Raw genomic sequence first — 13532 nt, 5'->3', positions numbered from 1 at the left:
CTGATTAGCGGCTTTTTTTATTAATAAAGTATTGATAATGAACGAATTATCTCATTGTGACGAACTCTTCAGCACCCGTTGGGTGGATAGCCACAACAGCATCAAAGTCCGCTTTGGTTGCGCCCATCTTCATCGCAACGCCAAAACCTTGTAAAATTTCATCCATGCCGTAACCAATACCGTGAATACCCACAACTTTTTGGTCGTCGCCTGCACAAACTAGTTTCATCTTGCACGCTTGGCGATGAGCCGTTACCGCAGTGTACATTGAAGTAAAACCTGAGGTATAAACCGTCACATTGTCTTCGCCGAATTGGGCATTAGCTTCTGGCTCGGTTAAGCCCATAGTGCCAATGGCTGGGTGACTAAATACTACGGTTGGAATTAGGTTGTAGTCCATCTTGGCATCTGTCATGCCGTTGAATAAGCGCTCAGACAGCAGGCGACCCGCTTTAACGGCAACTGGGGTTAGCTCAACACCGCCAGCCATAATGTCGCCCACACAGTAGATGCCAGCGTCTGTGGTGTTTTGCTGCTCATCGGTGATCACATAACCTTTGGCATCTAACTTAACGTTAGTGTTTTCAAGGCCGATATTGCCTGTCGACGGCAGGCGGCCAATAGCCCAAATGAGGCAATCAACATCGTAGCTTTCGCCATTTTCAATCTTAAGCGTTAAACTGCCATCATCATTTTTGGTGACCGACTCTGGCGTGCTGTGAGTGTGTAGAGTTGGGCCGTCAATCGCCATCGACTCCATTAATGCTTCGCTTAGCATTGGGTCGAAATTACGTAGTGGTGCATGCTTACGTACAAATAGGTGGGTGTCGCTGCCAAGTGCTTGCAGTACGCCTGCCACTTCAACCGCAATGTAGCCTGCGCCGACAACGGCAACACGCTTAGGCTGCTCTGCTAATGCGAAGAAACCGTCAGAGTCGATACCGTGCTCGGCACCAGGAATATTTGGAATGGTTGCTGCGCCGCCAGTTGCGATCAAAATGTTATCGGCCGTGTAATGCTCACCGTTGACTTCGATGGTGCTTTTATCAACGAAACGACCGTAACCGCGTACTAGGGTAACGCCGTTGCTTTCAAGGCCTCTGTCGTAAGAGCCATGAATACGGTCGATATAGGCTTCGCGGCTGGCAACTAATGTGCTCCAGTCAAACTTGTTGACGGTAACGTCAAAGCCATAGTCTTTGGCGTACAGGTGCATGGCTTCAGCGACTTGCGCGCCGTACCACATCACTTTTTTAGGCACACAACCCACATTGACACATGTGCCGCCGAGCTCTTTGGCTTCGATAAGCAGAACCTTGGCGCCACGCATAGCCGCTCTGTTAGCCGATGCAATACCGCCACTACCAGCGCCAAGACAGATATAATCAAAATGTTGAGCCATGTGTATCTCCAATAAAGTTGCGAACTGTTGGACAAAAGCAGATGAGTGGGGCTTTTGTACCTGTAATTATGATTAATCCGTGGGTTGTTTAAATCCGATAAACAAGCAATCACGAATTAATTTATTGGCTTTGTGCCAGTTCAAGAACGAACCATTGTAGAGGGAAAAATTTGATCCAGCTAGCCCTATAAATTATGAGCTAGATGACTTAAGTTTAGCGTTTTGAAAGCCCGCATCATTGGCAATGCTATCGGGGGCGGTGGCTGCGTTTAAGTTGTTTGTGTTAGCGTTTATGCTGACAGTTTCCGTGGTCACTCTGATCCGGTCCCTCGGCGCCGCATTTCATGCATTCCCATTCGCCTTGTCTGACGCTTAACTCTTGTTGGTGGTGGCGATTGCGTGAGTTGACTCCAGAGCTTAAGTTGCGCTCTAGGCTGTTCATGCGGCCATTAAGCCAGCGACAACCAGGATCGTTGGCTACCTTGCTGCGACTGGCAAGTTGTTGTTTACGGCTTTGAGGTTTGGCTTTTTTTGTTTTGTTAGTCTTGCTGTTTTTAGCATTGGCTGGCGAAAAGGCTGCAATGGCGGGGGCTGAGTAATTAAAGTGACTCCGGGTTTCGCTGGGGACAGTTATCGGCTGTCCTTTATCATTAAGGACGCTGCCTAAGTCGAGTGAAGGCCTATCTTGTTCATTGTGAGAATTAGGCTTATTGCGAGAGGTTGGTTTACTGCTAGAGATAAGCTCACTGCAATAGCTTGTCTGGCTATATAAGATGATAAGTGTGGCTATCAATAGACGAGATAGAAGTAACATTCCCTGTTCCTCTGTAGCAAGATTAGCGTCCGTGTAATCTCATATGTGTTTGTATCAGTGTTCGTATCGGGATATTGAATTGCTCCAGCTTGAATAAGTGTTATCAAGCAAGAGCACAAGCGGTTAGCTGCTCAGTAATGAGTATAGCTGACAATATTTTTTCAGTGCGGCTTGCTTGGGTTTATTCATAGCGACCCGCTAGGTGTTATTAACGGTATCGCCTAGAAATTCCAGCTCAGGTGCAGGCCTGCAAAGGTTTCATCTAGGCTGCCCGTAATGCCATCATTACGCGCTTCTAACTTTATGTCTTCTTGAGCTATGGTGTGGCTGATATGACCTGATAAGACAAGGTTATTAGGCAGTTGGTATTCGGCTTCAACACCAAACTGAAAATGGTTCGGGCCATCATGTTCTTCGGTGACGTATTGAAAGTCAAAGCTTTGGGTGACATATGGACTAACCGTTAAGCCTTCGGCCAACTCCCAATTGCTATGCAGGCTGACTTCAACAAAATAGCCTGCAGCTTCGGTAGAATAGGTGTAACTCACAGAAGGAATTAACCACTCAACAGCTGTGTATTCCAATGAGCTAAACAGTTCATTGTCATGGGCGCGCTCGTCGCCATAAAACTCTAAACGCTGATAGCCGACGCTACCGCTTAAGTTTTCGCTGAGCTGAAAACCATATTCAATACCAAAGTTCCATTCGATATAGTTTTGGCTGTCCCCACGACCTACGCTGGCATACAGATTAAGGTTATCTTTTTGTACTGCGGCAGTCGCCCAGTAAATGCCACCTTTGTCTAGGTTATTACGGCCTTCTGAGATGTATTTTGAGTCCCAGCCTAGATCGATAAGCCCCTGAACTTGTCCGCTATCATCAAGTGCTCGCTTTTCGATGATTTTAGTATTGTGCGAATCATCGATATTGGGCGCTTCATCAGCAAAGGCAGCAGTACTGATTAATAACGACAATAAGACTGTGCATCGGCTCGTTTTTATCATGTGTGAACTCAAAATTTTGGCGAAAGAAATTGACCTCTCGCATACTAGATTTAAACGCAAGAATGTAAATGATAATGGCTCGTATTTGCGATCTGGTTTGCAGTATCGTTAGCGCATAAAATTTGTGCTGAAAAGTTTGACTTTCGTCATGGTAAATCGATTTTCCAGCTGTTAGAGCTGACAATCTTTACAAAGAATTATGGGCTAAATATTGAATAAGGCCTCATTAGCCCTTATCTCTTAAGTATCAACATAGAATGTTAAGGAATCATCAATGAGCAATCCTTTGCTAAACAGCAACAAGCTACCGCCTTTTTCAAGTATTAAGCCAGAACATATTCAGCCAGCTGTCGAGCAAGGTATTGACGATTGTCGTCAAAAGATCGAACAAGTATTGGCTAACCAAGATCCGTTTACCTGGGACAATTTAGTTGCACCGCTAGAAGAGGTTGATGATCAACTGGGTAAAATCTGGTCACCTATTTCGCACATGAATTCGGTTGTTAGCAGCGAAGAGTGGCGTAAAGCCCATGATGCTTGTCTACCATTACTGTCTGAGTACGGTACATTTGTGGGTCAGCATCAGGGGCTTTATGAAGCCTACAAGTCACTTGCTGAGTCGGCAGGGTTTGCTCACTACTCCCAGGCGCAGAAGAAGTTGATTGAAAATAGTCTACGCGACTTTGAATTATCAGGTATTGGCTTAAGCGATAGTGACAAGTTGCGTTACGGCGAGCTTGTGAAGCGAATGTCAGAGCTAACCAGTCAGTTTTCTAATCAGTTATTAGATGCCACGCAGGCTTGGACTAAGCTTATCACCGATGAAGCAGAGCTTAACGGTTTGCCTGAGTCAGCTGTTGCGGCAGCAAAGGCAATGGCTGAAGCAAAAGAGTTAGATGGTTGGTTATTTACACTAGATTTTCCATCATACCTACCTGTGATGACTTACAGTGAAAACCGCGAACTGCGCGAAGAGTGTTATCGCGCTTTCGTTACGCGTGCATCGGATCAAGGTCCTAATGCCGGTGAGTTTGATAATGGCCCATTAATGGATGAAATTTTGGCTTTGCGCCATGAGCTTGCAAATCTGCTTGGTTTCGACAGTTACGCGCATAAGTCATTAGCGACTAAGATGGCAGAGTCTCCTGTGCAAGTACTCGACTTTTTAACCGAACTTGGTGCTCGCTCTAAGACTCAAGGTGAGACTGAGCTTGCAGAGCTAACTGAATTTGCAGAGAAAGAGTGCGGTGTAACTGAACTTGAGGCTTGGGATCTAAGTTTCTACGCTGAAAAGCTTAAGCATCATAGATATGAGATCTCGCAAGAGTTACTGCGCCCTTATTTCCCTGAAGACAAAGTCTTATCAGGTTTGTTCTATACCGTATCGCGCCTATTTGGCCTAAAGGTTGAAGAGCAAAAAGAGTTTGATACTTATCATAAAGACGTACGCTTTTTTAATATCACTGACAGCAATAATGAGCATCGTGGTAGTTTTTATCTCGACCTTTATGCTCGTGAAGGTAAACGTGGCGGTGCTTGGATGGATGATTGCCGAGCGCGTCGCATGACAGAAAATGGCTTACAAGATCCTGTGGCTTATTTAACCTGTAACTTCAATGCGCCAGTGGCAGGTAAGCCTGCACTGTTTACCCATGACGAAGTCACGACTCTGTTCCATGAGTTTGGCCATGGTATTCACCATATGCTGACTAAGATTGATGTGGGTGGCGTGTCGGGTATTAGCGGTGTGCCTTGGGATGCGGTTGAGTTGCCTAGTCAGTTTATGGAGAACTGGTGTTATGAGGAGGAAGCCTTAGCTGAGATCTCTGGTCACTATGAAACAGGCGAGCCTTTACCAAAAGCCATGTTAGATAAGATGCTAGCGGCGAAGAACTTCCAGTCAGGCATGATGATGTTGCGCCAGCTTGAGTTCTCACTGTTCGATTTTAAGATGCACCTTGAGTTTGACCCAGCTAAAGGCGCTGAAATTCAACAAAAGTTAGATGAAGTACGTGAGCAAATTGCAGTGATCAAGGCCGCTGAGTTTAACCGTTTCCAGCATAGTTTTGCCCACATCTTTGCCGGTGGTTATGCGGCAGGTTATTACAGCTATAAGTGGGCCGAAGTCCTTTCTGCTGATGCATTCTCACTGTTCGAAGAGCAGGGGATCTTTAACCCTGAAACAGGTAAGCGCTTCCTAGAAAATATCTTAGAGATGGGCGGTAGCGAGGAGCCTATGGAGCTATTTAAGCGTTTCCGTGGTCGTGAACCGCAAACTGACGCTTTGCTTAGACATAGCGGTATTACCGGTTAGTCATTAACTGGCAAGATCATTAAAGGCGCTTTTAGCGCCTTTTTTATTTGAGCTGGTTCACACTTGTGATCTGGTATGACCTCTGTTAGCCTTTCGGCTCTTTCCAAGGATGTTAGGTGGTATTGTCAATGAATCTGTATTTTAGGCTATTTTGGTTATTTTTATGGCGTACGCGTCATTGTCAAAAAATCGGATTTTTAGACACCAGCACATTGTCATATCGCGCCCTGCCAAGTGACTGCGATGTTAACTTTCATCTTACCAATTCTCGTTACCCGGCTTTTATGGATCTTGCTCGCACCTACATGATGGCGGAGATGGGATTTTTGAAACGATTTTTAAAGTTAGGTTGGATGCCGATCGTCAATGCGGCGGAGTTCACCTACATTCGCGATATTAAGCCGTTCGCTAAGTTTGAAATTGAAACCAAGCTGGTGGGCTGGGATGAAAAGTATTTTTATATTGAGCAGCGTTTCGTTAGCGAGCGAGGCTTACATTGCATTGCCCATGTACGCGGGGTGTTTGTCTGTAAAGGTAAGCAAGTTGCCATAACCACCATGCTGGAAGAGGTTGGCTTTACGCAACCGGCGCCGCCAATGCCAGCAGAGGTGGTCAAATGGAAAGCATTTTTACAGCTTAAGAAAGAATGTAATTTACCAGTTAAGCCGAGTGAGACGATAGAATTTAAAGCGGCCAGCTAAGTGCCGTTAGTTGTTAGCTACTAAGTGCTGTTAGTCGCTAACTGCAGTCAGCGCCACTGAGCTAGGTATGACTAAAGCGCTCACTTTGGCCTAATGTGGCGTGAGTGAGCTCTATCTCTTCGATGGTTTGCACTACAGACCCCCTTAGTTTTGCCTGGATCCAGTAGCGACCAATATGCTGATAATCGAGCAGGTGTAGTTTCTTTTCTAAGGTTTTCAAGCAGGGGATCAGCGCGCAGTCTGCCAAGGTAAAACTGTCACCACATACCCAATGGTTGCTCGCGAGTCGCTTATCGAACTCTTCCAATATCGCAAGCACCGCTTTTTCTAAATGTTTGGTGTAAATCTGATCATGGCTGGTCTCGCGGGCCTGTAACCACTCTTCAATGCTTCTGTCTAATCGATTATCGCTGAGTCTGTCGTAGAACCTGACATATAAGGCTTGCATCTTGTCGATAGGAATAAGCTGGGTGCCAGAGCTGATATAGTTATCCAGATACTCGATAATGATGCTGGCATCGCTAAAAGACTCCCCAGACTTGAGTTGCAAAGTAGGGAGCTGCCCTGACGGGTAAAGACGAATAAAATTGCGTCGATGAAAAACATCAGTGAGATCTATGACGTGCGGATAAAAATTTGCCTGTTTTTCATAGAGGGCGATAAGTGTTTTTTGTGACTGGCGCGCCAGTGGGTGGTAATACAGATCCATATCCAATATCGGTTCGTAATTTTAAGGATTACTATTAACCTTAGTCGCTAACCCTTGGACTCTCAATGCTGCAGACTCTGGCTTGAGGCCGATAGCTGTGTGATTGGGATAAAGCATCGGGTCACATCGATCGTTTAGTGAATATAAGCAAAAGGTTAATCCGTTAGCGATAGAGTTTAAATAACGAGAGAGAATATGAGCCAAATCGAAAAGTTTGCTGCTATTTACGCTAGAGCATCACAGCGAAAGGGCGGGGATGAAGGACTAGAAGCGCTGCTACCAGGCAGTTTGTCACCTCAAGAGTTGACTCAATATAGTGATGCACAATTGCTATCTGAACTCAGCAAAAAGGTGTTTCAAAGTGGCTTCGTATGGCGGATTGTAGAAGCTAAGTGGCCTGAATATGAGCAGGCCTTTTTCGGTTTCGAGCCCTTTAAGGTATTGATGTTGTCTCCAGAGCAGCTACAAGAACGCGCCAGTGATCCCAAGTTAATACGTCACCTTAAAAAAACCATGGCGATCTATGACAATGCTCATATGGTCAACGATCTTGCGGCTATGCACGGCAGTTTTGCTCGATTTATTGCAGACTGGCCGAGCGATAATATCACCGGACTCTGGGCTGAACTTAAACGCAAAGGCACTCGTCTTGGGGGCAACACCGGTCCTTATTTTTTGCGCGCTATGGGCAAAGATACCTTTTTGTTAACCAATGACGTACAAGGCTATTTAAAGAGTCAAGGTCTAGTGGATTATGGCTTTAGCTCAAAAGCTGGATTAAAGCAGGTGCAAGATGTGTTTAATCATTGGCAACAAGAGTCAGGGCGCAGTCTAGCCGATATCAGTAGAGTCTTAGCTTGCAGTGTTGGCGATAATCGAATTTAAGCTTCAACCTGATTATTTTTGATTTAATCTTGTTGACATAAAATCCTTATAAATTAAATGTTAATGCTGTTCCGATGTTAATGTGGCCCGCGATGCACAGGCTTGCCTTAACCTGGGGTTAACATGTTTTGCTTGTTATTACTCTTGTTAACATCTGGTAAACACATGCAGCTGATTTCATGCGTAAATTTTCATTAACTTACAATTTAAACTGGGAGTTTTTCTTGTTGACTCGCGGACATTGTGAGATAAAGGTCCGTTATATATTTGACAAAAAATTATGCTTCCAAAGGTGGGTTTGACGGCACTTTCTGCTTTCAAAAATTTGATTACCGAGTAGATGGCTTTTATTAGGAGTTCTCATGCGGCAAATAGTGAAAATTGCCTCTGTTTTAAGTGTGGCGTTATGGATAAGTGGCTGTGAGCAAAAACCTGAACAAGGGCCTCAGCAGCGTGGACCAATGGAAGTCGGTACGATAACTATCGCCACTAAACCTCAATCAATTATGGTTGAATTACCGGGCCGTAGTAAGTCTTATTTGGAAGCGGAAGTACGTCCACAGGTAAGCGGTATTATTATGGAACGCGGCTTTGTTGAAGGTAGAGATGTCGAGAAAGGACAATCTCTATATCAAATAGAGCCATCGACCTATGAAGCTGCACTGGTGAGTGCCAAGGCTGATCTTACTAGTGCAGAAGCTGGCTTAGTATCGGCTAAAGCAAAGGCACAGCGTTTTGAGAAGCTAGTAGAGCTTAATTCAATCAGTGAACAAGATTATGATGAAGCAGATGCGGCTTACAAAGAAGCATTAGCGCGTGTAACGGTTGCTAAAGCGGCAATCAATACTGCACAAATTAATCTAGAGTACACCAAAGTAACAGCGCCAATCTCTGGTCGTATTGGTAAGTCTGACGTGACTGCTGGTGCACTTGTTACTGCAAATCAGAGCCAAACATTGGCGACGATTCAGCAACTTGACCCAATGAATATTGATATCGCTCAATCGAGCACGCAGATGTTGCGTCTTAAGTCTCAACTAAAGCGTGGTCAAATTGAAGCAGCAGCTAATGCCAATGTTGAGCTGATCCTTGAAGACGGTACGCCTTATGGTCAAACCGGTGTGTTGCAGTTCTCTGAAGTGACAGTAAACGAAAACACAGGTTCAGTAATTATCCGTGCAGAGTTTCCTAACCCTGACGGTGTGTTGATGCCAGGCATGTATGTGCGTGCGGTATTAAACACAGGTACCGATCCTGAAGCGATTTTAGTGCCGCAAAGAGCGATTACCCGTAATACCAAGGGTGAAGCCGTTGCTATGGTTATCGAAGATGGCAAGGTTGCTGCGCGTATCGTTACTACGGCAGAGGTTATTGATAACCAATGGCGTATTACCAGCGGTCTTAAAGCCGGTGATGAGCTAATCGTTGAAGGCCTGCAAAAAATTCGTCCGGGTGCCCCTGTTAAAGCGGGTCCTTTGGTTGCTGATAAGAAACCTGAAACACAACAGAAATAGGGCAGAGTTATGGCACGTTTCTTTATCGATCGCCCAATTTTTGCATGGGTGATCGCTATTATTGTGATGCTGGCAGGTGTGCTCTCTATTGTGGGCCTACCCGTATCTCAGTACCCGAGTATTGCACCGCCGTCGGTTGTGGTTAGTGCTGTTTATCCTGGTGCGTCGGCTAAGACAATGGAAGACTCGGTAACTCAGGTTATTGAGCAGCGAATGACTGGTCTTGACAACCTTCGCTACATTTCATCGACCAGCGATAGCTTTGGTAATGCGCAAATTACCTTAACCTTTAACGCCGAAGCCGATCCTGATATCGCGCAGGTACAGGTGCAAAACAAGTTACAGCTTGCTCTGCCTCTACTACCGCAGGAAGTTCAGGCGCAAGGTGTTAACGTAACTAAGTCGAGCGCGGGTTTCTTGATGGTAGCCGCCTTCGTATCTGAAGACGGTTCACTGGATAAAAACGATATTGCCGATTACGTGGGCTCTAATATTCAGGATCCGCTAAGCCGTGTTCCGGGTGTGGGTACCATTGAGCTATTTGGTGCCCAGTACGCGATGCGTATCTGGCTTGATCCATTAAAGCTGACGCAATATAACCTAACCAGCCAAGATATTATTAGCTCTATCAGAGAGCAAAATGCGCAGGTATCGGCAGGTCAGTTAGGTGGTGCGCCATCGTTACCAGGCCAAGAGCTAAACGCGACTGTATCGGCTCAGAGCCGACTACAAACCGCTGAGCAGTTCCAAAAGATCATCATTAAAGCCGATACATCGGGCGCGAAAGTGTTCCTAGAAGATGTGGCTCGTGTTGAACTGGGCGCTGAAAGCTATGCAGTTGAGTCATTTTATAATGGCAAACCTGCAGCGGGTATCGGTATTCAGCTAGCAACGGGTGCAAACGCACTGGCGACTGCTGAAGGTGTACGTGCCAAGATTGCAGAGATGATGCCTTTCTTCCCTGAAGGGATGGAAGTGGTTTATCCCTACGACACCACGCCATTTGTTGAGAAATCAATTGAAGGTGTTGTGCATACGCTGCTTGAAGCAGTGGTATTAGTGTTCTTGATCATGTACCTGTTCTTACAGAACTTCCGTGCAACACTGATTCCAACCATTGCGGTACCTGTTGTACTTTTAGGTACCTTTGCGGTGTTGGCTGCAGCCGGCTTCTCTATTAACACCTTAACCATGTTCGCTATGGTACTGGCTATTGGTCTTCTGGTAGATGACGCGATTGTGGTGGTGGAGAACGTTGAGCGTGTGATGCAAGAAGAGGGCCTCAGTCCAATTGAGGCCACTAAGAAGTCGATGGATCAGATCACCGGCGCGCTGGTGGGTATTGGTCTAACACTGTCTGCAGTATTCGTACCTATGGCATTTATGTCTGGCTCAACGGGTGTGATTTACCGTCAGTTCTCAATCACGATTGTGTCGGCGATGGCATTGTCTGTGATGGTTGCGATTATCCTGACTCCTGCACTTTGTGCCACCATGCTTAAGCCGATTGCTAAAGGTGATAGCCATGCAAAAACCGGTTTCTTCGGTTGGTTTAACCGTAAGTTTGATGCGCTAACCTCTCGTTATGAAGCGAGTGTGGCGGCGATGATCAAGCGTGTAGGTCGAACTATGATGGTGTACCTAGCGATCACGGTTGCTGTGGGTTGGATCTTTATGCGTATGCCTACAGCATTCCTACCGGATGAAGACCAAGGGATCTTGTTTACTCAGGCTATTTTGCCAGTTAACTCGACTCAGCAAGAAACGAAAGAAGTACTTGAAAGAGTGTCTGACTTTTATCTAGAAGATGAAAGTGCCAGCGTTAAATCAGTATTTGCGGTTTCGGGCTTTAGTTTCGCCGGTAATGGCCAAAACATGGGTATTGCGTTCGTTGGTCTTAAAGACTGGTCTGAGCGTACTGAGCCTGGTCAAGACGTACAGTCGGTTGCAAATCGTGCCATGGGCATGTTCTCGCAGATGAAGGAAGCTTTCGTGTTTGCCTTCGTACCGCCAGCGGTAATCGAATTGGGTACCGCTAACGGTTTCGACTTCTACCTGCAGGATAAGAATGGCCAAGGTCATGACAAGCTAGTCGCAGCGCGTAATATGTTGCTGGGTATGGCGGCGCAGAATCCAAACCTAGTGGGCGTTCGTCCAAATGGTCAAGAAGATGCACCACTTTACCAGGTACATATAGACCATGGTAAGTTGCGAGCTTTAGGTATCGATATTGAGTCGGTTAACAGCGTGCTCGGCACTGCCTGGGGTGGTAACTACGTAAACGACTTTATTGATCGTGGCCGTATTAAGAAAGTATACGTTCAAGGTGAAGCTGAATATCGTATGCAGCCAGAAGATCTTGATTCTTGGTATGTACGCAACTCTAAAGGCGAGATGGTTCCTTTCTCAGCCTTTGCTTCAGGCACCTGGGGCTATGGTTCTCCACGTCTAGAGCGTTTCAACGGCCTACCAGCGATGAATATTCAAGGTGGTACAGCGGAAGGTTACAGTACTGGTGCGGCGATGGATGATATCGAAGCCATGGTTAAGAAGCTGCCGCCAGGATTTGGTATCGAGTGGAACGGTCTTTCTTATGAAGAACGTCTATCTGGTAACCAAGCGCCAATGCTATATGCTTTGTCTATCGTGGTGGTATTCCTCGTACTAGCAGCGCTTTATGAAAGCTGGTCAGTTCCATTTGCGGTTATCCTGGTTGTGCCTCTGGGTATTATTGGTGCGCTACTTGCGATGAATGGTCGTGGTTTACCAAACGACGTATTCTTCCAGGTGGGTCTACTGACAACCGTAGGTCTAGCGACCAAGAACGCCATCTTGATTGTAGAATTTGCTAAAGAGTTCTACGAGAAAGGCGCTGGTCTTGTTGAAGCAACACTACACGCGGTTCGAGTGCGTCTACGTCCAATTTTGATGACGTCTCTAGCATTCGGTTTAGGTGTTGTGCCGCTAGCGATTAGTAATGGTGTAGGCTCTGGTAGCCAGAATGCTATTGGTACATCGGTACTAGGCGGTATGATGAGCTCGACCTTTATGGGGATCTTCTTTATCCCAATCTTCTTCGTGATTGTTGAGCGTATCTTCAGTAAGCGCGAACGAGATGCAGCTAAAGCGATTAAAGCAGAAGGCAGAGCAGCTAAAGCGGAAGCTAAGGCAGCGAAAGCTAACAAATAACCTTAGGGTTAAATCGTTAACGCGCTAAGACTAAAAAGCCCAGCATCTGCTGGGCTTTTTGTTGTCTTTAAGATAGAGCGCTCGCAGGCTCGCTGCGAGGACGGTGCTGCGCACCTACTAGGACCTAGGTTCTAGGACGCCAACAAGTTGGCTGCTAGGAAAAGCTAACAGCTTAAAAGCTAAAGCCTACTCGTAGTACTTGGAATCTTTTGGTTGTTGCTTTCCTAGGGCCTAGCACCTCGCACCTAGGACCTATCTTTTAATCTTTCCGTCTTGGCCTTTTCTAGAAGCGACAAGGTCGCGCTCTCGCAGGGCGAAGCCCGATCTCGTTTCTGCTTTTCCTACAATCTGTGTCGTACCGGGCAGCTTAGTAACAGCTCATCGTTATCGAGTGCGCGCACTTGGCACTCGGTGTCTGTGATTAAGCCGTATGAAGCTCGACCATCATTGCGTGGAATTGTGGTTGAACCTGGGTTGAACAGCAGTATATTGTCGCGATATTCAGCAACCGGTATGTGAGTATGGCCATAGACGAGTCCATCACCCGTTTGAAGTGCTGGCAGTTTGTCAGGGCTATAAATATGGCCGTGGGTCAGGAATAGACGCATTTGTGGTAGTAATACCTGAGCAAAGCTTGCGCTCATTGGAAATAGCAGCAGCATCTGGTCGACTTCACTGTCGCAATTGCCGCGAACTGCGATGATTTTATCTGCATAGAGATTCAGCGCTTCAGCTACTGCAACGGGATCATAGCCTTCTGGAATGGCGTTACGAGGGCCGTGATTAAGCAGATCTCCAAGCAAAACAAGATAACGTGCGTTGGATTGTTCAAACCGGGCCAACATGGCTTGCGTGGCTGAAAGGGAACCGTGTAAATCAGAGGCGATAAAGAGTTTCATAAACTATGCCTAGAGAGATAAAACAGCTGCTAAATATAACCCTGTTACTCGATAAATCTAGTAATTAATTAGATTTAATGACAAAAAAGCGATGGATCAAT

Annotated in this window: 10 protein-coding genes; 5 read left to right on the top strand and 5 right to left on the bottom strand. The window is 46.1% G+C overall.

The window, feature by feature from the left end; translation table 11 throughout:
- Positions 1–46 precede the first annotated feature (46 nt).
- The 3 genes from gorA to ACVBIK_RS03340 form a co-directional block, all read right to left on the bottom strand.
- On the bottom strand, positions 47–1402 hold the full coding sequence (gene gorA / locus ACVBIK_RS03350) for a glutathione-disulfide reductase (protein WP_447163075.1): 1356 nt from the start codon (positions 1400–1402) through the stop codon (positions 47–49).
- A gap of 283 nt (positions 1403–1685) precedes the next feature.
- Positions 1686–2216, bottom strand: a complete 531-nt coding sequence (locus ACVBIK_RS03345; RefSeq protein ID WP_447169097.1) for a hypothetical protein — start codon at positions 2214–2216, stop codon at positions 1686–1688.
- A 221-nt stretch (positions 2217–2437) separates the two neighbouring features.
- Positions 2438–3220 (bottom strand): hypothetical protein, encoded by a 783-nt coding sequence (locus tag ACVBIK_RS03340; RefSeq protein ID WP_447159028.1) that lies wholly within the window; start codon positions 3218–3220, stop codon positions 2438–2440.
- A 274-nt stretch (positions 3221–3494) separates the two neighbouring features.
- Here ACVBIK_RS03340 and prlC point away from each other — a divergent pair, with 274 nt between their 5' ends.
- On the top strand, positions 3495–5534 hold the full coding sequence (gene prlC / locus ACVBIK_RS03335; RefSeq protein WP_447169096.1) for an oligopeptidase A: 2040 nt from the start codon (positions 3495–3497) through the stop codon (positions 5532–5534).
- A 128-nt stretch (positions 5535–5662) separates the two neighbouring features.
- A complete protein-coding gene (locus tag ACVBIK_RS03330) occupies positions 5663–6235 on the top strand; it encodes a thioesterase family protein (RefSeq protein WP_447159026.1) in 573 nt (190 codons plus the stop codon).
- Positions 6236–6296: 61 nt separating this feature from the next.
- Here the strand turns inward: ACVBIK_RS03330 and ACVBIK_RS03325 are convergent, their stop codons facing one another.
- Entirely contained in the window at positions 6297–6944 is a 648-nt protein-coding gene (locus ACVBIK_RS03325; protein WP_447169137.1) for a glutathione S-transferase family protein, read from the bottom strand.
- A gap of 195 nt (positions 6945–7139) precedes the next feature.
- On the opposite strand from ACVBIK_RS03325, the gene ACVBIK_RS03320 reads away from it, so the two are divergent.
- The 3 genes from ACVBIK_RS03320 to ACVBIK_RS03310 all read left to right on the top strand — a co-directional run bounded on the left by ACVBIK_RS03320 (position 7140) and on the right by ACVBIK_RS03310 (position 12532).
- Complete coding sequence (locus ACVBIK_RS03320; protein WP_447163072.1) at positions 7140–7829, top strand: DNA-3-methyladenine glycosylase I; 690 nt, start codon at positions 7140–7142, stop codon at positions 7827–7829.
- Between the two features lie 362 nt (positions 7830–8191).
- A complete protein-coding gene (locus ACVBIK_RS03315; RefSeq protein WP_447163071.1) occupies positions 8192–9343 on the top strand; it encodes an efflux RND transporter periplasmic adaptor subunit in 1152 nt (383 codons plus the stop codon).
- Positions 9344–9352: 9 nt separating this feature from the next.
- Positions 9353–12532, top strand: coding sequence for an efflux RND transporter permease subunit (locus ACVBIK_RS03310; protein ID WP_447159023.1), 3180 nt, complete (start codon positions 9353–9355; stop codon positions 12530–12532).
- Between the two features lie 341 nt (positions 12533–12873).
- Here ACVBIK_RS03310 and yfcE read toward each other — a convergent pair whose 3' ends face one another.
- Positions 12874–13431: a phosphodiesterase gene (gene yfcE, locus ACVBIK_RS03305; protein ID WP_447159022.1), complete on the bottom strand. Its 558-nt coding sequence runs from the start codon at positions 13429–13431 to the stop codon at positions 12874–12876.
- Between the last annotated feature and the right edge of the window lie 101 nt (positions 13432–13532).

The sequence above is a fragment of the Shewanella sp. 125m-1 genome (assembly GCF_052977065.1).
Note: the sequence above shows the minus strand (reverse complement) of the source record. Positions and strands in the feature narration are given on the sequence as shown.

Coding starts and splice junctions, on each gene's coding strand:
- prlC (WP_447169096.1), top strand. CDS start 3,495: ATGAGCAATCCTTTGCTAAACAGCAACAAGCTACCGCCTTTTTCAAGT.
- yfcE (WP_447159022.1), bottom strand. CDS start 13,431: ATGAAACTCTTTATCGCCTCTGATTTACACGGTTCCCTTTCAGCCACG.
- ACVBIK_RS03330 (WP_447159026.1), top strand. CDS start 5,663: ATGAATCTGTATTTTAGGCTATTTTGGTTATTTTTATGGCGTACGCGT.
- gorA (WP_447163075.1), bottom strand. CDS start 1,402: ATGGCTCAACATTTTGATTATATCTGTCTTGGCGCTGGTAGTGGCGGT.
- ACVBIK_RS03325 (WP_447169137.1), bottom strand. CDS start 6,944: ATGGATCTGTATTACCACCCACTGGCGCGCCAGTCACAAAAAACACTT.
- ACVBIK_RS03310 (WP_447159023.1), top strand. CDS start 9,353: ATGGCACGTTTCTTTATCGATCGCCCAATTTTTGCATGGGTGATCGCT.
- ACVBIK_RS03345 (WP_447169097.1), bottom strand. CDS start 2,216: ATGTTACTTCTATCTCGTCTATTGATAGCCACACTTATCATCTTATAT.
- ACVBIK_RS03340 (WP_447159028.1), bottom strand. CDS start 3,220: ATGATAAAAACGAGCCGATGCACAGTCTTATTGTCGTTATTAATCAGT.
- ACVBIK_RS03315 (WP_447163071.1), top strand. CDS start 8,192: ATGCGGCAAATAGTGAAAATTGCCTCTGTTTTAAGTGTGGCGTTATGG.
- ACVBIK_RS03320 (WP_447163072.1), top strand. CDS start 7,140: ATGAGCCAAATCGAAAAGTTTGCTGCTATTTACGCTAGAGCATCACAG.